The 24119-nt window shown below is 61.7% G+C and carries 18 protein-coding genes and 1 tRNA gene; 4 read left to right on the top strand and 15 right to left on the bottom strand.

Annotation, left to right across the window (positions count from 1 at the left end; all coding sequences use genetic code 11):
- Positions 1–25 precede the first annotated feature (25 nt).
- Positions 26–3559, bottom strand: a complete 3534-nt coding sequence (gene dnaE, locus C8C96_RS14860; protein WP_121942785.1) for a DNA polymerase III subunit alpha — start codon at positions 3557–3559, stop codon at positions 26–28.
- A gap of 209 nt (positions 3560–3768) precedes the next feature.
- Between dnaE and C8C96_RS14855 the strand changes: the two genes are divergently transcribed.
- Entirely contained in the window at positions 3769–4566 is a 798-nt protein-coding gene (locus tag C8C96_RS14855; protein ID WP_056744462.1) for an outer membrane protein assembly factor BamD, read from the top strand.
- Here the strand turns inward: C8C96_RS14855 and C8C96_RS14850 are convergent.
- Both C8C96_RS14850 and C8C96_RS14845 read right to left on the bottom strand, forming a co-directional pair.
- Positions 4529–6601, bottom strand: coding sequence for an ATP-dependent DNA helicase (locus C8C96_RS14850; RefSeq protein ID WP_121942784.1), 2073 nt, complete (start codon positions 6599–6601; stop codon positions 4529–4531). The genes C8C96_RS14855 and C8C96_RS14850 overlap by 38 nt on opposite strands.
- Complete coding sequence (locus C8C96_RS14845; protein ID WP_108499247.1) at positions 6601–6804, bottom strand: YdcH family protein; 204 nt, start codon at positions 6802–6804, stop codon at positions 6601–6603. The genes C8C96_RS14850 and C8C96_RS14845 overlap by 1 nt, the downstream gene beginning before the upstream one ends.
- Positions 6805–6911: 107 nt before the next feature.
- Between C8C96_RS14845 and C8C96_RS14840 the strand changes: the two genes are divergently transcribed.
- Positions 6912–7718 (top strand): PP2C family serine/threonine-protein phosphatase, encoded by an 807-nt coding sequence (locus tag C8C96_RS14840; RefSeq protein WP_056063373.1) that lies wholly within the window; start codon positions 6912–6914, stop codon positions 7716–7718.
- 133 nt (positions 7719–7851) lie between these two features.
- Here the strand turns inward: C8C96_RS14840 and C8C96_RS14835 are convergent, their stop codons facing one another.
- The 5 genes from C8C96_RS14835 to C8C96_RS14815 form a co-directional block, all read right to left on the bottom strand.
- On the bottom strand, positions 7852–8547 hold the full coding sequence (locus tag C8C96_RS14835; RefSeq protein ID WP_121942783.1) for a hypothetical protein: 696 nt from the start codon (positions 8545–8547) through the stop codon (positions 7852–7854).
- Positions 8544–9641, bottom strand: a complete 1098-nt coding sequence (gene zapE / locus C8C96_RS14830; protein WP_056063379.1) for a cell division protein ZapE — start codon at positions 9639–9641, stop codon at positions 8544–8546. The genes C8C96_RS14835 and zapE overlap by 4 nt, the downstream gene beginning before the upstream one ends.
- Before the next feature lie 81 nt (positions 9642–9722).
- Complete coding sequence (gene lpdA / locus C8C96_RS14825) at positions 9723–11150, bottom strand: dihydrolipoyl dehydrogenase (protein ID WP_056063383.1); 1428 nt, start codon at positions 11148–11150, stop codon at positions 9723–9725.
- Between the two features lie 90 nt (positions 11151–11240).
- Positions 11241–12512 carry a 2-oxoglutarate dehydrogenase complex dihydrolipoyllysine-residue succinyltransferase gene (gene odhB / locus C8C96_RS14820; protein ID WP_121942782.1) on the bottom strand — a complete coding sequence of 424 codons (1272 nt, stop codon included), beginning with the start codon at positions 12510–12512 and terminating at the stop codon, positions 11241–11243.
- 51 nt (positions 12513–12563) lie between these two features.
- The gene (locus C8C96_RS14815; protein WP_056063390.1) at positions 12564–15443 is read right to left on the bottom strand and encodes a 2-oxoglutarate dehydrogenase E1 component; all 2880 of its coding nucleotides are present in this window, start codon (positions 15441–15443) and stop codon (positions 12564–12566) included.
- A 243-nt stretch (positions 15444–15686) separates the two neighbouring features.
- Between C8C96_RS14815 and C8C96_RS14810 the strand changes: the two genes are divergently transcribed.
- The gene (locus tag C8C96_RS14810) at positions 15687–16751 is read left to right on the top strand and encodes an AI-2E family transporter (RefSeq protein WP_121942781.1); all 1065 of its coding nucleotides are present in this window, start codon (positions 15687–15689) and stop codon (positions 16749–16751) included.
- Between the two features lie 141 nt (positions 16752–16892).
- Here C8C96_RS14810 and C8C96_RS14805 read toward each other — a convergent pair.
- The 5 genes from C8C96_RS14805 to tolB form a co-directional block, all read right to left on the bottom strand.
- A tRNA-Lys gene (locus C8C96_RS14805) sits at positions 16893–16968 on the bottom strand.
- Between the two features lie 42 nt (positions 16969–17010).
- Complete coding sequence (locus C8C96_RS14800) at positions 17011–17838, bottom strand: ThiF family adenylyltransferase (RefSeq protein ID WP_121942780.1); 828 nt, start codon at positions 17836–17838, stop codon at positions 17011–17013.
- A complete protein-coding gene (gene ybgF, locus C8C96_RS14795; protein WP_121942779.1) occupies positions 17838–18629 on the bottom strand; it encodes a tol-pal system protein YbgF in 792 nt (263 codons plus the stop codon). The genes C8C96_RS14800 and ybgF overlap by 1 nt, the downstream gene beginning before the upstream one ends.
- Positions 18629–19171: a peptidoglycan-associated lipoprotein Pal gene (pal, locus tag C8C96_RS14790; protein WP_056063400.1), complete on the bottom strand. Its 543-nt coding sequence runs from the start codon at positions 19169–19171 to the stop codon at positions 18629–18631. Before pal ends, ybgF begins: the two co-directional genes overlap by 1 nt.
- Before the next feature lie 44 nt (positions 19172–19215).
- Entirely contained in the window at positions 19216–20535 is a 1320-nt protein-coding gene (gene tolB / locus C8C96_RS14785; RefSeq protein ID WP_121942778.1) for a Tol-Pal system beta propeller repeat protein TolB, read from the bottom strand.
- Between the two features lie 140 nt (positions 20536–20675).
- Here tolB and msbA point away from each other — a divergent pair, with 140 nt between their 5' ends.
- The gene (gene msbA, locus C8C96_RS14780) at positions 20676–22478 is read left to right on the top strand and encodes a lipid A export permease/ATP-binding protein MsbA (protein ID WP_121942777.1); all 1803 of its coding nucleotides are present in this window, start codon (positions 20676–20678) and stop codon (positions 22476–22478) included.
- A 100-nt stretch (positions 22479–22578) separates the two neighbouring features.
- On the opposite strand, the gene C8C96_RS14775 is transcribed toward msbA, so the two are convergent.
- Positions 22579–23253, bottom strand: a complete 675-nt coding sequence (locus C8C96_RS14775) for an ankyrin repeat domain-containing protein (protein ID WP_121942776.1) — start codon at positions 23251–23253, stop codon at positions 22579–22581.
- Entirely contained in the window at positions 23250–24056 is an 807-nt protein-coding gene (locus C8C96_RS14770; protein ID WP_056744435.1) for a TatD family hydrolase, read from the bottom strand. The genes C8C96_RS14775 and C8C96_RS14770 overlap by 4 nt, the downstream gene beginning before the upstream one ends.
- Positions 24057–24119: the final 63 nt, after the last annotated feature.

Genomic DNA, 24119 nt, shown 5'->3' with positions numbered 1-24119 from the left:
ACAGAAACTTCTGCGGGGAACTCAATCACTCGTACACCACATTGGCGGCACCGGCACCCACTTGGGCGGTCCATGCCGCCAACGCAGCATCGCTGGGGTAGAAACGCGCGTTTTCGCCCAGTTGCAACTCTGCCACTGCAGCAGCATCGTCCGACTTGCACCGCACGCCCATGCGCACGCGCAACCCGTGCACCAACTCCCCTTCGGCGACCTCTTCGCGCAACGGCGGAAACTCGCGCACCAAGCGCGGCACATCTGGCGCCTTATCACCCACGGTCACATGCAGGTATTTGCCAAACCGGCAACGCGCACCCGCCAGGTCCCACACCTGCTGCACCTTGACGCGCAGGCCGCCACTGAAGTGGTCCAGCTGCAGCCGGCCCATCATCACTACAAACTCATCTTCCTTGAGCTGATTGCGGTAGGTATTGAGCAACGCCTCATCGGCAGAAGCCTCAATCACAGCGGACTTGTCGTCCAGCTTGAAGAGTCCCAGCCTCCCGCGTTGCCCGTTGATGACCCGAAAGTCGCTGATGATGCCGGCGAGTACCTGGGGCTCACGGCTGTCAAGCAGCTCATCGATCTGGGTGCGCACAAAGCGGCGCACCTCGGTGGCCACTTCATCAAAAAGATGGCCAGACAGGTAGAACCCGACGGCGGTTTTCTCCAGCGTAAGCCGCTCCTTGATACCCCAGGGCGTTGCGTCCACCAGATCGGGCTCTTGGGTGCTGGAGCCATGGGCATCATCACCCATCATGTCAAACAAGCCGCCCTGATTGACGTTAGCCAGCGTTGCGGCAGCAAAGTCAAAGGCCCGATCAATAGAGGCCACCAGGGCCGCCCGGTTGAGATGGATCGAATCAAAGGCACCCGCCTTGATCAGGGCCTCGACCGTGCGCTTGTTCATGCGGGCCTTGTCCACTCGCACGCAGAAGTCAAACAGACTTTTGAAGGGCCCTTTGGTCGAACCCTGGGGGCCTTCACCGCGCCCTTCACGGGCCGCGACGATCGCTTCGATCGCCTGCTGTCCAGTGCCTTTCACCGCCCCCAGACCGTAACGGATGATCTTGTCGGTGACTGGTTCAAACCGATAAAAGCCCCGATTCACGTCCGGCGGCTCGAACGACAGCCCCATCTTGTGTGCATCCTCGAACAGCACCTTGAGCTTGTCGGTGTCGTCCATTTCCACAGTCATGTTGGCGCAGAAAAACTCGGCCGTGTAGTGCACCTTGAGCCAGCCAGTGTGGTACGCCAGCAGGGAGTAAGCAGCCGCGTGTGACTTGTTGAAGCCATAGCCCGCGAACTTCTCCATCAGGTCGAACACCTCGTCGGCCTTCTCCTGGCTGATGCCTTTCTCCGCTGCACCCTTGCGGAAAATGGCGCGGTGTTCGGCCATTTCCTCGGCCTTCTTTTTCCCCATGGCACGCCGAAGCATGTCGGCGCCACCCAAGCTATATCCCCCCAGCACCTGGGCGGTCTGCATCACCTGCTCCTGGTACACCATGATGCCGTAGGTCTCGGCCAGCACCGGCTCTACCAGCGGGTGGGGGTAGATGACCTCTTCCTTGCCATGTTTGCGGTTCACAAAGCTGGGAATCAGGTCCATAGGCCCCGGCCGGTACAACGCATTCAGGGCAATGAGGTCTTCCAGTCGACTGGGGCGCGCCTCTTTCAACATGCCCTGCATGCCGCGGCTTTCAAACTGGAACACTGCTTCGGTCTTACCCTCAGAGAACAGTCGATAAGTGGGTCCGTCGTCGAGGGGAATATTTTCGAACGCGAAATTCTCCTGGCCCTTGTGCCGCTTCATGATGAACTCGCGCGCAATTTCCAGAATGGTGAGCGTGGCAAGCCCCAAGAAGTCGAACTTCACCAAGCCGATGGCTTCCACGTCGTCCTTGTCATACTGGCTCACAGCGGACTCGCTGCCCGGCTGCTGGTACAGCGGACAAAAATCGGTGAGCTTGCCAGGCGCGATCAGAACGCCACCGGCATGCATGCCGATGTTGCGCGTCATGCCCTCAAGCTTTTGCGCCATCTCGATGACGGTCTTGACGTCTTCTTCCTTGCGCACGCGCTCGTAGAGCATGGGCTCCAGTTCCAGCGCATAGTTGTTCTTGTCGCCTTCCTTTTTCACCTCAGGCGGATAGGCCAGGGTGTAAGACATGCCAGGCTTGCCGGGCACCAACTTGGAGATGCCATCACAAAATGTGTAGCTCATGTCCATGACCCGGCCCACGTCGCGGATGGCCGCCTTGGCCGCCATCGTGCCGAAGGTAGCGATCTGGCTCACGGCGTTCTTGCCGTACTTGTCCTTGACGTAGTCAATCACCCGGTCGCGGTTGGATTGGCAAAAGTCAATGTCGAAGTCGGGCATCGACACGCGCTCCGGATTCAGGAACCGCTCGAACAGCAGGTTGTATTGCAGCGGGTCCAGGTCAGTGATTTTTAGCGCATAAGCGACCAGCGAACCGGCGCCGGAGCCACGGCCGGGCCCCACTGGGCAGCCGTTCTGCTTCGCCCACTGGATGAAATCACCCACGATCAGAAAGTAGCCCGGGAACCCCATTTTAAGGATGGTGCCCAGCTCGAACTCCAGGCGCTCGACATAGCGCGGGCGCTCCTTGTCCCTCTCAGCTTCGTTAGGAAAAAGATGTTTCAGGCGCTCCTCCAGCCCTTCGAACGACGCGTAGCGGAAATACTCGTCGATGGGCATGCCGTTGGGCGTCGGAAAATCCGGGAGCTGCGGCTTGCCCAGCACCAGGGTCAGGTTGCAGCGTTGTGCAATCTCGACCGTATTGGCGATGGCCGATGGCAGGTCGGCAAACAAGGCCTCCATCTCCGCCGAGGACTTGAAATACTGGTCGCGGGTGAACTTGCGGACACGACGCGGGTTTGCCAGGATTTCCCCCTCGGCGATACAGATGCGCGCCTCGTGGGCCTCGTAATCATCGGGCTCGGCAAACTGAACGGGGTGGGTCGCCACCACCGGCAGGTTCAACCGGGCAGCAAGCTGAGCGGCTGCCACCACATGGGCTTCATCGTCGTTTCGGCCGGCCCGTTGCAGCTCGATGTAAAACCGGTGTGGGAAAATGCGCGCCAAGCGCAACGCAACGTCGGCGGCACCTGACTCATCCCCCTTCATCAGCGCTTGCCCTACCGGACCCGCCTGCGCGCCAGACAGGGCAATCAATCCCTCTGACAGCTCTTCCAGCCACGTCCAAGTGCTCAGCGCCAGGTTCTTGACGATATTGCGCGTCCAGGCCCGGGCCAGCAGCTCCGACAGATTCAGATACCCCTGGCGACTCTGCACCAGGAGGATAAGGCGCGATGGGACACCTCCCGCCTCGCCTTCAAGAAAGATTTCTGCACCCAAGATGGGCTTGACACCTTTACCTCGCGCTTCCTTGTAGAACTTGATCGCCCCGAAGAGGTTATTGAGATCGGTGATGGCCAGAGCGGGCTGGCCGTCCTTGGCGGCCGCTTTGGCCACCTCGTCGATGCGATTGGTACCGTCAACGACGGAGAACTCGGTGTGCAGGCGCAAATGAACAAACATGCAGGCATTGTAGAAACCCCTGCGACTCTCCAACAGGACTTGCGTCGGCAGCGCCTTGGCGCTGCTGGCGCCACCAGTACAATGCTTTTTCGTGCCTGAAATGGCGCCGAAGGCTTCCGTGACGAGTACGCCAAGCGCACTCCCCTATGACTGAACCCTCGGGCCTTTTTTTGTGCACCTTTTTCCTTCTTTGCTGAAAGCTGCTTGCGATGCTGCGTGCCCCACTGCCCCTTGTTTCCGCCCTGCTGCTGGCTGGTTTGCTGGTTGGCTGCTCCAGCACCACAGTTGATAAAACGGCAGGCTGGAGTCCCAATCGCATCCACTCGGAAGCCCAGGACGAAATGAACAGCGGGGCGTATGACAAGGCCGTTCCTCTGCTGGAAAAGCTGGAAGGCCGTGCGGCAGGCACGCCACTGGCACAGCAGGCCCAGATTGACAAAGCCTATGCCCACTACAAGGCGGGCGAAAAGGCGCAAGCCGTCGCAACGCTGGACCGCTTCATGAAGCTGCACCCTGCCAGCCCTGCATTGGACTATGCGCTGTACCTGAAGGGCCTGGTCAACTTCAACGACAACTTGGGTCTGTTCTCATTTATCTCGCGCCAGGATCTATCAGAGCGTGACCAAAAGGCGGCCAAAGACTCCTTTGAAGCATTCAGCGAACTGGTCACACGCTTTCCTGAGTCCCGTTATGCGCAGGACTCGCGCCAGCGCATGACCTACATCGTCAACTCGCTGGCCCAATATGAAGTACATGTGGCGCGGTACTACTTCCAGCGTGGCGCCTATGTGGCTGCCATCAGTCGCGCGCAGGTCGCATTGGCAGACTACCAGGGCGTGCCCGCGCTGGAAGAGGCGTTGTACATCCTGATCCAGTCGTACGACGCGCTCGGAATGACCCAGCTGCGGGACGATGCACGCCGCGTGATGGACAAGTCCTACCCTCAAAGCGCCTATCTGAATGGCGGCGTCAAAGGCAAATCGGATCCGTGGTGGAAGGTTTGGTAAGCGCCATCAGCGCAGACTGAAACTCTTCTGGCGATTCCAGCCTGCGCATGGGGGGCAAAGTCGCCAGCAAGCGCTTGCCATAACCCATCGTGATGAGGCGCGTGTCGCCCACCACCAAAATACCCCGATCCGCTTCATGCCGGATCAAACGCCCGGCACCTTGCTTGAGTGCCACCGCCGCCTCTGGCAGAGCGTAGGCAGTGAACGCTTTGCCACCAGCCATTTCGATGTGTTGGGTGCGAGCCTCCACCAATGGATCTCCCGGGGGCGGAAAAGGCAGCTTGTCGATAACCACCAGTTGCAGAGCATCGCCTGGCACATCAAACCCCTCCCAGAAGGAAGCCGAAGCCACCAGCACGCAACCCTGCCGCCCGTCCGATGCCCCTTCGCGAAACCGCTCCATCAGGCGCCGCTTGGGCCACTCGCCCTGCACCAGCACCTCCAACGTGCCTGAAGCCTGCCAACGTGCTTTGAGTGCGTCGCCAATGGTGCGCAAGGCCTTGAGCGTGGTGGTCAGCACCAGCGTGCGCCCGCCCAGCGGCTCGGCGGCCAGTGCAACCCAGTCAGCCACGCTACGGCTGTGGGACGGATCTGCAGGCGACGGCAACTGGCGCGGCACATACAAAGCCGCCTGTCGCGCATAGTCGAAGGGGCTGGCCACCCGAAGGATGCGAGCATCCGTGAGCCCAGCTCGTTCGGTGAACCAGGTCAACGCCTCGTCCGCACCCAGGGTCGCAGAGGTGAAAATCCACGCCCTGCCGGCGTTTGCGCCAGGCTCCTCGGGCCAAGCTTCGCCGTCCAAGGTTTCAGCGGGCGACGCCAGAATCCGGGTGCGCATGGCGTCTGCAATGTCCAGCGGGGACTCGATCAGGCGCAACTGGTTACCCACATCGAGCCAACGCACCGCATCGGCCTGGCACGGGCCTGAAAACCTGGCCAGCCGGGCCAATAGTGCACTGCCCCGTTCGTACAGGCGCTCCAGATCGGGGGACATTTCGCTCACGGTGTCCAGGGCCTCCAGCGCCTGTGCATACGCAGAGGCCAGTGCGCGCAGCGCGGACTGCCATACGGCGCCCGAGACACCTTCGGGAGCCTCCTCCGTCCAGCGCAATCTGCCCCCTCCCGAAATGCCATTCAGCCCCTGGAAAGCAGCGGTACCCACGACCAGACGGAGGTCCCGTGCAGACAACTCCAGAAGCTGCGCCAGGCCTGTCCAGTCAGCCAGACCTCGCGCATGCTGCAGCCCGGCTATCAAAAGGTCACGGGCAAAGTCCAACCATTGCCCCGTGGAAATCTGCGTACCCAAGAACTGCACGCCAGTCTCATTGATCTGGTGGGCCTCATCAAAAACGACCACACGCACCGTCGGCAGCAACTCGGCCATGCCTGACTCGCGTACCGCCACATCCGCAAAGAACAGATGGTGATTGATGACCACGATGTCCGCAGCCAACGCCTCGCGCCGCGCCCGATGAACATGGCAATCCCGAAAACGCGGGCAGGAAGACCCCAGGCAGTTCTCACGCGTCGAGGTGACCAGGGGGATCACGGGCGATCGCTCGTCCAACCCTGTCAGCTCGGCCAGATCGCCGGATACGGTCTGGCGCGACCAGTCCTCCACCTTGGCCAGCACGCGGGCGACGCCTCGGTCCAAGGCCTGAGCATCCTGCCGTGCCTGCTCCATGCGGTGCAGGCACAAGTAACTAGCGCGCCCCTTGAGCAGGGCCATGCGAACGGGCAGCCCCAGGATGCGCGCCAAGCGGGGCAGATCGCGGGCGAACAACTGGTCTTGCAAGGCCTTGGTCGCGGTAGACAACAGCACCCGCTCGCCACTCAGCAAGGCCGGCACCAGGTAGGCAAAGGTCTTGCCCACTCCGGTGCCTGCCTCCACCACCAGCGCCCCTCCCTCTGTAATGGTCTGGGCCACCGCAATGGCCATCTGGGTCTGACCGTCACGCGGTTGAAAATGCCCATCCGCCCTCGCCAGCACACCATCGGGGGCAAACACCTCGGGCACCATGGCCTCCAGTGACATCAGGCGGGCTCTTGCGGTTGAAGTTGCCGCTCCAGCCGCTCCATCGCGTCACGCAACACGAGTCGGCGCTTTTTGAGACGGCGCAGGGTGAGTTCGTCGGGTGCCGCTTCGGGCTTACACCGGTCGATGAGTGCGTCGAGATCGGCATGTTCCATGCGCAGCTCGATCAACTGACGGTGGGGAGAGTGCAGGCTGGGTTTCAAGGCAGGAGGCCATGGGCATGGCAAAAATGCCACAGGCGGGCGGATAATACGCGCTTGGCCCGCTTTCCACGACAGGCGTTCGCGTAGGCGCCCCCACAATCTGCAGCATGACCAAAGCGTTTCGCCTCATCGCCTCCACCGGCATCCACAAGGGTGACCGCGAATACCAGCAAGACCAGGTGGCCCTGATCTCCCACGAGCGGCACAACGGCTGCGTTCTGGGTGTGGTTGCCGACGGGATGGGCGGCCGCAGCGGGGGGCGCAAGGCATCAGACCAGGTCATGATGACAGCACGGCAACTGTTCGAGCGGTACTCGCCCGACACCGATGACCCGGTGGCAATGCTCAAGAACATGGTTGAAGAGGCCCACATTGTTATCCGGTTGACGGCCATATCGGCAGAGCAGGAACCTCACAGCACCATCGCTGCGTTTCTCATCAATCCCCGGGGCGACTGCCATTGGGTGCATGCGGGCGACTCGCGCATCTACCACTTTCAAGGCTCACGGCTGGCATTCCGCACCAGCGACCACTCTTATGTGCAAGCCCTGGTGGACCGGGGTGAGCTGACGGAAGCCGAGGCCAACAACCATCCTCATTCCAACATTCTGGTGGGTTGCCTGGGCACAGAGAGTGACCCGCCCATCACTACCCACGTCATTCCGCAACTTCAGCCGGGCGATGTCTTGCTGGCCTGCAGCGATGGGGTTTGGCACTACTTTTCTCCCACCGAACTGGCATCGGTGGTCGATTCGCTGTCGCCCCGCGAAGCGACGGAGTTCCTGATTGAAAAAGCCCGCTCCCGGGCACGCGGAGGCGGCGACAACCTGTCGCTGGTGGTCGTCAAGATCGAAGCCCTGGCCGAAGAGAAAAAGATTGCGCGCCTGACGCCGCTGGACACGGGTCGGCCCTGAGGGTATTGTCCGCACCACCCATCGGAGCGTCGACGGGTGAGCGCAAACCCATCGAGCAACCAGCAGGTAGTCGCCGCTACCCTATCGTCAGCCACTCGGCCACTGATTGCTTGGCTCGGCGGCCCTTCCAAACTCAGCGAGGCGCAGAAGCAGCAGGCGCTGGCAAGGGCGCTGCAGGCTTGCGGCGCTGAGCCAGGGCATCAGCTTGAGATTTTTCGACCCGCGCGCGGCGCTCCTCCGCCGCTTGGAGCGCCTGGGCATGTTTGGCACGCGATTGGGCAGCGCGCTCGGCAGTCCCCGCAGCGCGGGCCGCCTGTTCACTGGCCTGAACCTGGGCACGGCTATTTTGTTGCTGCGCGCGTTGGTGTGCGTCCTGGTCCCGCTGTGCCTTGGCAACATCCGGATCGGCGGATGGCTTGCGAACCTGCGCGTCAGCGCGTTTGCTCGCTGGCGGTACGGCCATTTGCTTGTCTTCAATGGCCCGCAGGCGCTCCGCCGCTTTCTCCCTGCGCTCGGCATCGTTGAGTTCAATTTCCTGCGCACGCAATCGGTCGTGGGACTCCCGAGCCTTGGCACGTACACCGCGCAAGCAATCCTCCACGGCAAAACGTTGGTAGCACACCGCCTCATCCTGCTGCCGCCGGGCCGTCAGTGCCTCGCGCTCCATTTTGATTCGGTCACGCTCCACTTTGCGATGTGCAGCGGTCGACGCGGATGCGGCATCTACTTCTACCCCCGTCGCGGCCCAGGCCGGGGCGACCAGCACAGGCAGTGTTGAGCAAGCCAGCGCCAGCACTACCGCCAAAAAGCGACCACCGGTCTTGTTCATGTCAACCCCGTATCCACCATGCGGCGCTCCAGCGCCAGAAACTCCTTGGACTGCATCTCGTTGAGCCGGGACACTGTGCGCGGAAATTCGTGAGCCAAAGGCCCTTCGGTATACAACTGCTCGGGCGGCACAGCCGCCGACAGGATGAGTTTGACCCGGCGGTCGTACAGCACATCCACCAGCCAGGTAAAGCGCCGCGCAGGCGACGCCATGCTCACAGGCATGTAAGGAACATCGGACAGCAACACCGTGTGGAACTGCGTTGCAATTTCCAGGTAGTCGTTTTGCGATCGAGGACCACCACACAGTGTCTTGAAGTCAAACCACACCACCCCGCCAGCCTTGCGACGGGCGCGAATTTCGCGCGCCTCGATATGCAGCACGGGGTCTTCATCGTGCACTTCAGCGAGTTGGTCGAACGCCTGGTTCATCTCGGCATCCGCCTCTGCGCCCAGTGGCGTGTGATACAGCTTTACGTGCTCCAGCGTACGCCGGCGGTAGTCGGTGCCGTTGTCCACATTGACCACCTCCAGCCGCTCGTTGAGCAGTGCAATGGCGGGCAAGATACGGTCGCGATGCAAGCCACCGGGGTAAAGGTCGTCAGGCTTGAAATTGGAAGTGGTCACGAAGCCAACGCCGTTGTCGAACAACGCCACCAGCAATCGGTGCAGGATCATCGCGTCCGTGATGTCCGCCACATGGAACTCATCAAAACAGATGAGCTTGTAGCGTTTGGCAATGCGCTCGCCCAACACATCCAGCGGATTGACCGTGCCCTGAAGGGCTGCCAGTTCGCGATGCACTTCACGCATGAATTCGTGAAAGTGCAGGCGCACCTTTCGCTTCAGGGGCACAGCGTCAAAAAAGCACTCCATCAGAAAGCTCTTGCCGCGCCCCACCCCGCCATACATGTAGACACCGCGGGGAATCTCCGGGCGGTTGATCAGCTTCTTGATCGCGTTGGAGCGCCGAGCCTTGTACTGGGCCCACTCGTCAGCACAGCGCTGCAGGGCTTCCACTGCTCGCAGCTGGGCGGGGTCGCTTTGATAGCCTTTGGCGGCCAGCTCGGCCAGGTAAGCCTGTTTGACGGTCACTTTGCGGTTGCTCTGATACTACAAAATTGATAGCTGCAAGCGCATGTTAATCATACGCTTGCAGCCGATTGAGACCCAATATCAGAAGTTCAGCGTGCGCTTATCCACCGCCAGCGCTGCTTCCTTGGTGGCTTCGCTCAAGCTGGGGTGCGCATGGCAAATGCGTGCGATGTCTTCGCTGCTGGCCTTGAACTCCATGGCGACCACGGCCTCGGAGATCAGCTCGCTGGCCTGTGGACCCACGATGTGCACGCCCAGGATCTCGTCGGTCTCGGCATCCGCCAGCATCTTGACCATGCCGGTGGTGTCGCCCAGCGCACGTGCGCGGCCATTGGCCAGGAACGGGAAGCTACCCGCCTTGTACTTGACCCCATCGGCCTTGAGCTGCTGCTCAGTGCGGCCCACCCAGGCGATCTCGGGGCTGGTGTAGATGACCCAGGGGATGGTGTTGAAGTTGACATGGCCATGCTGGCCGGCAATGCGCTCGGCCACGGCAACGCCCTCTTCCTCGGCCTTGTGGGCCAACATAGGGCCGCGCACCACGTCGCCCACCGCCCAGACGCCGGGCAGATTGGTCTTGCAGTCAGCATCCACCACGATGGCGCCGCGCTCGTCGAGCTGCAGACCAACAGCTTCGGAGTTCAGGCCAATGGTGTTGGGCACGCGGCCGATGGAGACGATGAGCTTGTCCACGTCCAGCGACTGGGCTTCGCCCTTGGCGTTGGTGTAGGCAATGCTCACACCCTTTTTGCCGGTCTTGATCTCGCCGACCTTCACGCCCAGCTCGATCTTCAGGCCCTGCTTGTCGAAGGCCTTCTTGGCTTCCTTGGCGATCTGCTCATCCACCGCGCCCAGGAAAGTGGGCAGACCTTCGAGGATGGTGACTTCAGCACCCAGGCGGCGCCAGACCGAGCCCATTTCCAGGCCGATCACGCCCGAGCCGATGAGGCCGAGCTTCTTGGGCACGGCGCCAACGCGCAGCGCGCCATCGTTGGACAGCACCAGCTCTTCGTCAAACGGCGTGCCGGGCAGCGCACGGGCGTTGGAGCCGGTGGCGATGATGATCTGCTTGCCGGTCAGCGTCTCTTCAGCGGCACCTGCCACCTTGATCTCGTAACCGCCTTCGGCAGCCTTCACGAACGAGCCACGGCCATGGAAGAAGCTGACCTTGTTCTTCTTGAACAGGTACAGGATGCCGTCGTTGTTCTGCTTCACGACGGTGTCCTTGCGGGCAATCATCTTGGCCACGTCCATCTTGACGCCAGTGGCGGTGATGCCATGCTCGGCAAAGTGTTTGTTGGCATGCTCGAAATGCTCGGACGACTGCAGCAGGGCCTTGGAGGGAATGCAGCCCACGTTGGTGCAAGTGCCGCCCGGTGCGGGGCCACCCTTTTCGTTCTTCCATTCGTCGATGCACGCGACATTGAAGCCCAGCTGGGCGGCGCGGATGGCGGCGATGTAGCCGCCGGGGCCGCCACCGATGACGATCACATCAAATTGTTTGCTCATGGGAAATCTCGTTCAGTCAGTTGGAGAAAGACCCACCGGCGGGCAGGACCAGAGGCCGGGCCACGCGGGTGGGTCGATACAGTCAGGGGATCAGATGTCGAACAGCAGGCGCGATGGGTCTTCCAGCGCGTCCTTCATCGCCACCAGGCCCAGCACGGCTTCGCGGCCGTCGATGATGCGGTGGTCATAGGACATGGCCAGGTAGTTCATCGGGCGGATCACGATCTGGCCGTTTTCGACCACGGCGCGATCCTTGGTGGCGTGCACGCCCAGGATGGCCGACTGGGGCGGGTTGATGATGGGGGTGGACAGCATGGAGCCGAACGTGCCGCCATTGGAGATGGAGAACGTGCCACCGGTCATTTCTTCAATGCCCAGCTTGCCTTCCGCAGCCTTCTTGCCGAATTCGGCAATCTTCTTCTCGATGTCGGCGAAGCTCATCTGGTCTGCATTGCGCAGGATGGGCACGACCAGGCCACGGGGAGAGCCCACGGCGATACCGATGTCGAAGTAGCCGTGGTAGACGATGTCGTTGCCGTCCACCGAGGCGTTCAGCACAGGGTACTTCTTGAGGGCATGCACAGCAGCCTTGACGAAGAAGGACATGAAGCCCAGCTTGGTGCCGTGCTCTTTGGTGAAGCTGTCCTGGAACTTCTTGCGCAGCTCCATCACCGGAGCCATGTTCACTTCGTTGAACGTGGTCAGGATGGCGTTGGTCGATTGCGACTGCAGCAGACGCTCGGCCACGCGGGCACGCAGGCGGCTCATGGGCACGCGCTGCTCGGGGCGGCCACTCAGGTCTTCCTTGCCAGCGGGCGCTGCCACCTGGGGCAGTGTCTTGGAGGGCACACCGGTGGGGATCACGCTGGGGGCTGCCACGGCAGCCTTGGCGCCACCGGCCACAGCGGCCAGCACATCGCCCTTGGTCACACGGCCATCCTTGCCCGAACCGGCCACGGCCGACACAGACAGGTTGTTGTCGGCGAGCAGCTTGGCGGCGGCAGGCATGGCCACATCGCCCTTGGAGCCACCGGCAGCGGCAGCGGCAGGAGCAGCAACAGGCGCTGCGGCGGCAACAGGAGCTGCTGCTGCCGGAGCAGGAGCCGCGGCACCAGCCTTGCCTTCGGTGTCGATCTTGGCGATGAGCTGGTCGGCAACCACCGTGGCGCCGTCGCCCTGGATGATTTCAGCCAGCACGCCAGCGGACGGTGCGGGCACTTCGAGCACAACCTTGTCGGTTTCGATCTCGATCAGGATCTCGTCCACGGCCACGGCCTCACCGGCCTTTTTCTTCCAGGTCAGCATGGTGGCTTCGGCCACGGATTCGGACAGCTGGGGGACTTTGACTTCTACGATAGCCATATCAATTCTTTCGGAATGGGGTTTTGTTCTGTTGTCGGGTCGCAGCTGGCCTTACTTGGTCAGGACAAAACCCTTGAGCTTGGCAAACGCGCCGTCCACCAGCGCCTTTTGTTGTTCCTGGTGCAGGTGCGAGTAACCCACGGCTGGCGATGCCGAAGCAGCGCGGCCGGAGTAGCCCAGCTTCTGGCCTTCGAGCATGTTCTCGTGGATGTAGTGCTGCACGAAGAACCAGGCACCCTGGTTTTGCGGCTCGTCCTGGCACCACACCACGTCGGTAGCGTTGGGGTACTTCTTCAGTTCAGCGGCAAACGCCTTGTGCGGGAAGGGGTACAACTGCTCGACGCGCAGGATCACCACATCGTCGGCCTCCTTCTCTGCGCGCTTCTTCACGAGGTCGTAGTAAACCTTGCCAGAGCATGCGATCACGCGCTTGACCTTGGCAGCCTTCTTGACGATGGCTTCATCCTGCTCAGGAATCACCGTCTGGAAGCTGCCCTTGGTGAACTCGGACAGCGGCGAGGTCGCATCCTTATTACGCAGCAGCGACTTGGGCGTCATGATGATCAGCGGCTTGCGCAGATCACGCACCATCTGGCGACGCAGCACGTGGAAGATCTGGCTGGCCGTAGTGGGCTGCACGATCTGCATGTTGGCGTCGGCAGCCAGTTGCATGAAGCGCTCCAGGCGGGCAGAGCTGTGCTCTGGGCCCTGGCCTTCGTAGCCGTGGGGCAGCATCAGGGTGATGCCGTTTACCCGGCCCCACTTCACTTCGCCGGAGGCGATGAACTGGTCGATCACCACTTGGGCGCCATTGGCGAAGTCGCCGAACTGCGCCTCCCAGATCACCAGTGTATTGGGGTCGTTCGACGCATAGCCGTACTCGAAGCCCAGGACGGCCTCTTCGGACAGGATGGAGTCGATCACAACAAACGGGGCCTGGTTGTCGGCCACGTTCTGCAGCGGCACGTAGGTACCAATGTCCCACTTCTCGCGCTTTTGGTCATGAATCACGGCGTGGCGGTGCGTGAACGTGCCGCGGCCGCAGTCTTCACCGGACAGGCGCACGGGATAGCCGCTGGCCACCAGCGAGGCAAATGCCATGTGCTCACCCATGCCCCAATCCACAGGGATGTCACCACGGCCCATGGCCGCGCGGTCGTCATACACCTTCTTCACCAACTGATGCGGCGTCACGCTCTCGGGGATGGTGGTGATCTTCTCAGCCAGGCGCTTCCACTCGGCCAGAGGAATAGCCGTGTCTCCAGCATCGGTCCACTTTTTGCCCAGGAACGGGCTCCAGTCCACCGCGTACTTGCTCTTGAAGTTGGTCAGCACGGGATCGACCGTGTGCTTGCCCGCATCCATAGCAGCGCGGTAGGCCTTGACCATGTCGTCGCCCAGTGACTCGCCCAGACCCTGCGCCGCCAGCTTATCGGCGTACAGCTTGCGTGTGCCGGGGTGTGCGCCGATCTTCTTGTACATCAGCGGCTGCGTCAGAGCCGGGGTGTCCTGCTCGTTGTGGCCCAGCTTGCGGAAGCAGATGATGTCCACCACCACGTCTTTCTTGAACTCCATGCGGAACTCAAGCGCGAGCTGAGTGGCCAACACCACGGCTTCCGGATCATCACCGTTCACATGCAATACGGGCGACTCAATCATCTTGACGATGTCGGTGCAGTACAGCGTGGAGCGGGTGTCACGTGGATCGGACGTGGTGAAGCCGATCTGGTTGTTGATGATGATGTGCACCGTACCACCCGTGTAGTAGCCACGGGTCTGGGCCAGCGCCAGAGTTTCCTGATTGACACCTTGGCCTGCAAAGGCCGCGTCACCGTGCACCAGCACTGGCAAAACCTGCTTGCCGTGTGGATCGGCACGGCGGTCCATGCGAGCACGCACAGAGCCTTCGACCACGGGGTTCACGATTTCCAGGTGCGAGGGGTTGAATGCCAGCGACAGGTGAACCGGACCGCCGGGGGTCGTCACATCCGAGCTGAAGCCCTGGTGGTACTTCACGTCACCCGCAGGCAGGTCTTCGGGAGCGGTGTGATCGAACTCAGCGAACAGGTCCTTGGGCATCTTGCCCAGCGAGTTGACCAGCACGTTCAGGCGGCCGCGGTGGGCCATGCCGATCACGATTTCTTGTACGCCCTTGGCGCCTGCAGATTGGATGAGTTCATCCATCGCAGCAATAAAGCTTTCGCCGCCTTCCAACGAAAAGCGCTTCTGACCCACGTACTTGGTGTGCAGGAAGCGCTCCAGCCCTTCAGCAGCCGTCAGGCGGTCAAGGATTTGTTTTTTCTTGTCAGCACCAAAGCTGGGCTTGCTGCGGATCTTTTCCAGCTTCTCCTGCCACCAGCGCTTCTGGTTCTGGTCGGTGGCGTACATGTATTCAGCGCCGATGGAGCCACAATAGGTCTCACGCAGCGCGTTGATGAGTTCACGCAACGTCATCGACTCTTTGCCGAAGAACGTGTTGCTGGTGTTGAACACAGTTTCCTGATCAGCGTCGCTGAAACCGTAGAACGAAGGCTCCAGTTCAGGAATTGCGGGACGCTCCGTGCGCTTGAGCGGATCCAGATCGGCCCAGCGCTGACCCACATTGCGGTAGGCGGCGATCAGCTGCTGAACTGCGGTACGCTTGCGGCCCAGCTCAGAGTCGGCGCCCGTCGCAACCACAACCTTGGTGCCGCCTTGCTTGGCACGCTCGGCAAAGGCATTGATGACAGGCAGATGGGGAACGTCTTTGGCGTTGCTGCCATCCACGGCGGGGACATGCTGCAGCGCGTCAAAGTACTCGCGCCACGTATCTGGCACGCTACCGGGATTGGCGAGATAGTTCTCGTACATCTCTTCGACATAGGGCGCATTGCCGCCGAAGAGGTAAGTGTTGCCTTGGTAGGCTTGATAGACGGATGTCGTATCGCTCATATTCCGCTGACCTCCGCTTTCCTTGGGAAAGCATTAGCTGGTTGAGAAACCTTCCGCGACACGGCTGAACCGGTTGGCGGATGCGACTGTGGCTGGGGAAGGGCCTTGGTACGGGCGCCATTGTGCCACCGAACCGAAGTCCACCCCCAAAAAGTGGATCCAGACCATCGCCGCACAGCGCAAGAAGCTGCGCCGATCAGCGCCTCGCGTACATTCCGGGTATCCCATTGCAAACCCCACTCCATGCCGCATCAACACCTCCAGGACAAAGCCTTTTTGCTGCTGCTCACCCTCGTCACCGTCGCGTTCGGAGCGATCCTGTGGCAGTTTCACGGAGCCGTTTTCTGGGGCGTCATCCTCGCCATTCTTTTTGCTCCACTGCACCGCAAACTGCTGCGAAAAATGCCCAAGCGGCCCACGCTCGCGGCCTTATGCACACTCGGTTTGTGCCTTGTGGTGGTGATCTTGCCGATGACGGCCATCACGGTGTCGCTCATTCAGGAGGCCACCGCAATTTACGAACGGGTACGCTCAGGCCAAATCAATTTTGGGCTGTACCTGCAGCAGGTCATTGCTGCACTGCCAGCTTGGGCTGTCGGCCTGCTTGACCGCCTCCAACTGACCAGCGTAGGCGAGTTGCAGCAAAAGCTCTCGTCCTTCGCGGTACAGGCCAGTCAATTCGTTGCGACACAGGCGCTGAGCATCGGTCAAAACACCCTGGAGTTCATCGTCAGCTTCGGCATCATGTTGTACCTGTTGTTCTTCCTGCTGCGAGACGGAGCCAGTCTGGCACAGCGTATCGGGCAGGCCACCCCCCTGGAAGAAGCGCACAAGCGCCAACTGGTCGGTAAATTCACGACCGTGATCCGTGCCACGGTCAAAGGCAACATTGTGGTGGCAGCTTCTCAAGGCGCGCTGGGCGGCATGATTTTCTGGATCTTGGGCATCCAGGGACCGGTGCTGTGGGGGGTGCTCATGGCCTTCCTGTCCCTCTTACCAGCTGTGGGCGCCGGGCTGATCTGGGTGCCTGTGGCCATCTACTTTCTGGCAACAGGCGCTGTGTGGCAAGGCGTGGTGCTGACTGCATTCGGCATCTGCGTGATCGGACTCGTGGACAACATCCTACGCCCCATCCTAGTGGGCAAAGACACCAAGATGCCCGACTACATCGTGCTGATCTCTACACTGGGCGGCATGGCCTTGTTCGGACTCACTGGGTTTGTGATCGGTCCAGTGATAGCTGCACTGTTCATGGCCAGTTGGGACCTTTTTTCACCACCGCCGGAGACGGACGCACCCACCCGGTGATGCACCCCCAGCCTCGGCCACGTGTACCAGTCAGGGGCAACGATGGGCTTTGACTGGCGCTATAAATGACCGCAAAAAACAAAAGCCTCCCAAGGGAGGCTTTTGGCTGAAAACACATTCAATGATGCGCTTTGAATCGGGTGGTAGGACGTACAAGATTCGAACTTGTGACCAACGGATTAAAAGTCCGCTGCTCTACCAACTGAGCTAACGTCCCGACCGATTGCAGCTATCGTGTCGATTGCTGCAAAGCCTTGGATTATAGCGTCTTTTTTCCAGCCGATTTGGAATTGGTTGCAAGTTTATCGAGCACCCAGCCTGCGGCACATTGGCCGAAGGTCGCGGTCACAGCGACCACCGAGCCGTAGCCGTGGCAGTTCAAAGAACCATCGCCATCGATATTGCAGGAAGCATCTGGCGGAGCTACGGCCTCACGGCTGAAAACGCAGGTGACCCCGATCTTCTTGCCCTCCCGCGGTGCGCCGTGGTGTTTGCGCAGCTGATAGCGCATTTGGGCCAACAGCGGGTCATGGGTGGTCAGTGCGAGATCATCCACATCCACCTTGTGCGCATGCCGCTTGCCCCCTGCTGCACCCACGGTGATGTGCAGCACCCCATGGGCCTGCGCCCATATGGACAGTGCAGTTTTGGCTTTGATCTGGTCACAGGCATCAATGAGAGCGTCTACGGGCGTTTGCAGCAAGGCCGGCCAGTTTCCAGGCTCCACAAACTCCTCCACGCAATGAACGATGCAGTCCGGGTGGATTTGTGCGATGCGATCACGCATGGCCAAAACCTTGGCCTGTCCCACCGTATCGGTGAGCGCATGGATCTGTCGGTTGATGTTGGATTCAGCCACATGGTCCAAGTCGATCAGGGTAATTTGCGCGACGCCGCTGCGCGCCAGGGCCTCTGCGGCCCACGACCCGACTCCACCAATACCAACCACGGCCACGTGCGCGGAGCGAATTCTGGCTGCGCCCTGCACTCCGTAGAGCCGCTGAAGCCCACCAAAGCGGCGCTCCGAAGCGTACTCCGCACCACCATCTGGCGCAGCCTGCGAGGCAAAAGCCACATCACCCGCCATCACTTGAGCCGCGACAGGCGTTCTTTAGCGGCCACAGCGGCCTCAGACTGCGGATAAGCCCGGATGAGGTCTTCCAGTGTCTTGCGCGCGGTGCGTGTGTCTTTGAGCTCAATCTGGCAATTGGCGATGGACAGAGCTGCCTCAGGCGCACGGGCGTGCGTGGGGGCGTCGGTCAGCATTTGTTTGAAATTGCCGATGGCTTCTTTGTACTCACGCGTAGCGTACTGGGCATTTCCCAACCAGAAACGCGCAGAGGGCACGTAGCCGCTGCGCGGATACTGCCGCACAAAGCCCGCGAAAGCGACACTTGCATCAGGGAATTTGCCGGAGCGAAAGACAGCCAGAGCCGCCTCAAAATCCCGCTTTTCGGCAGGATCTGCCTGGAAATCGCGGCCATCCACATTGACCTTGATGGGCTCGAACTGCCGCAATCGCTCATCCACGCCCTGCGCGATGTCTTTCTGCCGACGCTGCAGTTCACCGACATCGCGCAACAGCTGCTCGTTCTGGCCGTTGAGTTTGGCTTGCTCGGCGCGCAAGGTCTCGATCTGCGTCTGCAAATCCAGCAGGCTGCGGCGCAACTGAGCGTTTTCTTCGCCCAGCTTGCGCACCTCTTCGGCAGAGCGCTGCTGAGACAACTGCAGACCATCAACGCGCTGTCGCATCTCCAGGATAGCCCGTCGCGCTTCGCCGTCTTCGAAGATGGCGGCATGGGCAGAAGACAGCGACACGGCGAGCAATGCCGCCGTGACCTGCGCCCGCAACGAGAAAACCGGTGCAGCGGATGTCATTAACGGTACGACAGTTCAGCGCGGCGGTTCTGGGCGCGTGCATCTTCGGTAGCGCCTTGGGCTGCTGGCTTTTCCTTGCCAAAACTCACGGCCTCGACCTGGCTGTCAGGCACGCCCAGCAAGCCCAGCGAACGGCGCACTGCTTCTGCACGCTTCTGGCCCAGTGCCAGGTTGTACTCGCGGCCACCACGGTCATCGGTGTGGCCTTCGATCATGACCTTGCGGTTGGGGGCCGCTTTGATGAAGCGGGAATGCGCTTCAATCAGCGACTGGAACTCAGGTTTGATCACGTAGCTGTCGTAATCAAAGTACACGACGCGCGCGACCCCCACGGGGCCTGCACCGTCACGGCCGGACTGGCCGAGGTCCACGCCCGCCACGCCGCTTTGCGAGGTATTGCCGGAGTTCGCACCGTTGTTGGCTCCACCCATGGTGGAGGTGGCATTTTTGTCTTCGACCGGCACATCATCCAGCTTAACGCCAGAGCTGCAGCCCGCCATAAGAGCGGCAACGGTGAGGGCAAGGGTAATACGTTTCATCATCCAAATTTCTCCTGAAGGCTTGATAACTGAAAGTGCAGATAAGTTCATTGCTTTTGGAACGGGCCCCAGTCCGGCTCGCGGATGTCGCCCGCCTGACCGGCGAGACGCGCCTTGATCTTGCCGTCCAGGGTGGTGGTCATGAGGGCTTCACGGCCCTGCTGTTGGGTCGCGTAAACAATGAGCCGGCTGTTGGGCGCAAAGCTGGGATTTTCGTCCGCCGTCGTATCTGTCACCGCATTGACGGTGCCCGTGGACAGATCCATCACATGCAGCTTGAATGCGCCACCCACGCGGGAGATGTAGGCCAGCCAGCGACCGTCGGGACTCACGCTGGGCGAGATGTTGTAGGTGCCAGTGAAGGTCACGCGCTCCGCATTGCCACCGGACGCACCCACCTTGTAGATTTGCGGGGCACCGCCCCGATCGCTCACAAAGAAAATGCTGCGGCCATCGCCCGAGAACACAGGCTCGGTATCGATGCCTGCGCTTTGCATCAGGCGGCGCGGCTCGCCGCCGTTGGCATCAATGGTGTACAGCTGCGAGCCGCCATCGCGGCTCAACGTGACTGCCAGCGTACGGCCATCCGGCGCCCAGGCTGGCGCACTGTTGGAGCCACGGAAGTTAGCGATCAGGCGCCTGCGACCTGTGGCCACATCGTGCACATAGACCACCGGCTTGCGCGACTCGAACGACACATAGGCCAGTTGCCCCCCGTTGGGCGACCATGCAGGCGAGATGATGGGCTCGGGGCTGGACAGTGCGGACTGGGCGTTCTCGCCGTCGGCATCCGCAACCCAAAGGCTGTAACGGGGGCCGGTTTTGGTCACATAGGCAATGCGCGTCGAGAAGATACCGCGCTCACCCGTGAGCTTTTCGTAAATGAAGTCGGCAATGCGGTGCGACACCAGGCGCAGGTCGCCCTGCGTGACCACAAAACTCTGTCCGCCCAGGTCTTGGCCCTTGACCACATCCCACAAACGAAACCGCACATCAAAACGCCCATCGGCCAAACGCGTGACGCTGCCAGTGGCCAGCGAATCCGCACTTTTCTGGCGCCACAGTGCGACGTCTGGCCGCGCGGTTTCGTCCAGCGCTGCGCCGGAGGCGTCAATGGCGCGGAACTGCCCGCTTCGCTCCAGGTCGGCCTGAACGATGGACGCAATTTTTTGGGGCGATTGCGCCTCGCCCCGGAACGGCGCAATGGCGATGGGCAATTGGGTCAGCCCAACGCCGGTGACCTCCACACGGAACTGAGCAAGCGCTGGAATGGATGGTGAGGCGATGAGTGCGGCCAGCAACTGGCGGCGCAGGGGAAGCAGCGGAGCTGCGGAAGATGGGTGTTGGGAGATTCGATCTGTGGTCATTGGCATCCAGCAGTGGCCGAACAAGTGCCGAAAGGGCAAACCCGAATGTTACACACAGCGGCGAGCCCCCTGTGACAAACTGTGCGCGACACACCGTGCCGGACAGGCTGCGCATGGCACAAACGTAGAATCCGGGCGACATGCAAGCCACCGACACGGGCACCAAGCCCGCCACAGCCCCTACTCCCCCCACAACCTTGATGGCGCGCCTGAAGCGGCTGTCGGTGTACTTTGGCGACCAGCGAATGGCCTGGAGTCTGGCCATTGTTGCAACCTTGGTGGGTGCAATCACCGAACCCCTCATCCCTGCCCTGCTGCAGCCGCTGCTGGACAAGGGCTTTACCCAAGGGACCTTGCAGCTGTGGATGGTGCCCCTGGCGATTCTGGGGGTTTTCTTCGTCCGCGGCGTAGCCCAGTTTGTGGGTCAATATGCACTGGCGCGCATCGCCAACGAAGGCATGCTGACACTGCGCCAGGCGCTGTTTGATCGTGTTCTGGCCGCAGAGATGGGATTGTTTGCGCGCCAGTCGGCCAGCGCCCTCTCCAACACCGTGGTCTATGAAGTGCAGACCGGGGCCACGTTGCTAGTGCAGGCCCTGCTCGGCCTGTCGCGCGATGGCTTCACGCTGGTCGCGCTGCTGGTCTATTTGCTGTACCTCAACTGGCAGCTCACACTGATTGTTGCCGTCGTCGTTCCGGGGGTCGCCTGGATCATGAAGACCCTGTCGCGACGGCTGTACCACTTGACCAAGAGCAGCCAGCAGGCCACGGATGAGCTGGCCTATGTGGTCGAAGAAAACGTGCTGGCGCATCGTATGGTGCGCCTGCATGGCGCGCAAGGCGGACAGGCGCAGCGTTTTGCCGACCTGAGCCGCAGCCTACGCCGCCTGGCCATCAAGTCCACCATCGCCTCCGCAGCCATGACACCGCTGACCCAGTTGCTGGCCGCCGCTGCGCTGTCGGTGGTGATCTGCATTGCGCTCTGGCAGAGCCGGGGTGCGGTCGATACGAAGGACGTGACCGTGGGCGGGTTTGTGTCCTTTATTACGGCCATGCTGATGCTGATCGCGCCCATCCGGCGCCTGGCTGATGTGGCCAGCCCCGTGACCAGGGGTGTAGCAGCTTTGGAACGCGGCCTTGGGCTGCTGGGCGACACGGGCGCAGAAACTGGTGGCACCTACCGCAAGGACCGCGTGCAAGGCGCACTCACGCTGAGCAATGTCACTGTATCGTTTGGCGCCGACCACGCCCCCGCCCTGGACGAGGTCAACCTGCAGGTGGCCCCGGGCGAGATCGTGGCACTGGTGGGGCCCTCTGGCGCCGGCAAGACCACGCTGGTCAACCTGCTCCCGCGTTTTGTCATGCCTTCGGCGGGCACCATCGCGGTCGACGGGCATGCCTTGCCGGACTGGGACCTGCCCTCCCTCCGGTCGCAATTTGCCATGGTGAGCCAAGACGTGGTGATGTTCAATGACACCATTGCCACCAATGTGGCGCTGGGCCAGGCCGTGAACGAAACCCGGGTGCGGGAATGCCTGGCTGCCGCCAACCTGACGGAGCATGTAGAAGGTCTGCCGCAGGGCATCCACACGGTGGTGGGACACAACGCCACGCAGTTGTCAGGTGGGCAGCGTCAGCGGCTGGCCATTGCGCGGGCCCTGTACAAGGACGCCCCCATCCTCATCCTGGACGAGGCGACGTCTGCCCTGGACACCGAATCGGAACGCCTGGTGCAAGAGGCCCTACAGCGCCTGATGCAGGGCCGCACGACCCTGGTCATTGCACACCGGCTGTCCACCATCGAGCATGCCGACCGCGTCGTGGTGATGGAGCGCGGGCGCATCGCCGAGCAAGGCACCCACAGCGAGCTGATGGCGCAGGGTGGGCTGTATGCGCGGCTGCAGACACGCGCCGCATCGGGCACAGGGACCATCGCCGAGTAACTAGGCGCGGCACGACCGGCGCTGGCCTTCGCTGACTTCTAACCAGTCCCGACGGCCCTCTTTGCACCAGCCCGCAATGTGCTGCTGTCGCCAGCCTTGGCTACCACTTGCCCCGGTTGGGCTGGCGCTTCCGAATAGCCGCAGCGATTCTCTCCGCAGACTCGGTACGGCTCACGCGCAAGGCGAAATCGGCGGCGGTCAAGCCCAGCTGGTTCTTGAGCGTAGGGTCGGCCCCTTCATCCAGCAGCAATTGCACGGCCTCGGTAGATCCGTAATGCGCCGCCATCATCAGCGGCGTGGTGCCGTTGGGCGATGCTGCATCGATGTAGGCGTGGTTTTCGAGCAGCAATGAAATGATCACGGCATGCTGCGGCGAACCTGCCGATGCGGCGTAGTGCAATGGTGTCCACCCCGTCTTGTTGACATCGGCATCGCGCGCGATGAGCGCCTTGACGGCCTCCACGTTGCCCTTGATGGCAGCCATCATCAACGGGCTTTCGTCCTTGGCATTGCGGGCCTCCACATTCAGCCGACGGGATGCCAGCAACGCAGCAACGGCCTTGTTCGCGCCGTTTTGCAGGGCAATCATGAGCCCCACCTGCCCCTTGGGATCACGGGTGTTCGGATCAAACCCCCGGCGCAGCAGCGCAGTGATTGCATCACCGTCATCGCGCAGGACGGCCACAAAAAAGTCTTCATAGGCACCGGCCCAGGCCCGGAGTGACACCAGGCCCAACGCCACGGCGGCCAAAGCAGAACGTCGTTGCAGGCTCATGCCATCACCTCAGGGAACAAGCGGTCGAAATTGCGGCTGGTGGCCTCCGCCACCACCTCCAGCGTGAGGCCCTTGGTCTCGGCCACCTGCCGGGCCACATGGGGCACATACGACGGATTGTTGGTCTTGCCACGGTAGGGCACCGGGGCCAGGTAGGGGCTGTCGGTCTCGATGAGCATGCGGTCCAGCGGCACAAAGGCCACCACGTCGCGCAGCTCCTGCGCGCTCTTGAAGGTGACGATGCCCGAGAACGAGATGTAGTAGCCCCGATCCAGCGCGGCGCGCGCGACCTGCATCGATTCGGTGAAGCAGTGGAAAACGCCGCCCGCCAGATTGCCTGCGCCATCCTCGCCCTCTTCCTGCAGGATGGCCAGCGTGTCGTCGGAGGCACTGCGCGTGTGGATGATGAGGGGCTTGCCACAGGCGCGCGCCGCGCGGATGTGGGTGCGGAAGCGGTCGCGCTGCCACTCCAGGTCGGCAATGCTGCGCCCGCCCTTGCGATCTTCCATGCCGTAGTAGTCCAGGCCGGTCTCGCCAATCGCCACCACGCGGGGCAGCGCCGCGCGGTCCAGCAGATCCTGCACGCTGGGCTCCGTCACGCCCTCGTTGTCGGGGTGCACGCCCACCGTGCTCCAGAAGTTGTCATGGGCCAGGGCCAGGGCGTGCACGCCCTCGAACTCTTCCATGGTGGTGCAAATGCACAGGGCCCGGGTGACCTGCGCCTCGGCCATGGCCTGGCGGATGGCAGGCAGCTGGCTGACCAGTTCCGGGAAGTTGAGGTGGCAGTGCGAATCAGTGAACATGTGATGAAAAACAAAAAAGCCGACCAGCCAGCGCGGGTCGGCACGGGGGCGGCGGTGGCGCGG

This window comes from Acidovorax sp. 100 (assembly GCF_003688355.1).
Lineage (GTDB): Bacteria > Pseudomonadota > Gammaproteobacteria > Burkholderiales > Burkholderiaceae_C > Acidovorax > Acidovorax delafieldii.
Note: the sequence above shows the minus strand (reverse complement) of the source record. Positions and strands in the feature narration are given on the sequence as shown.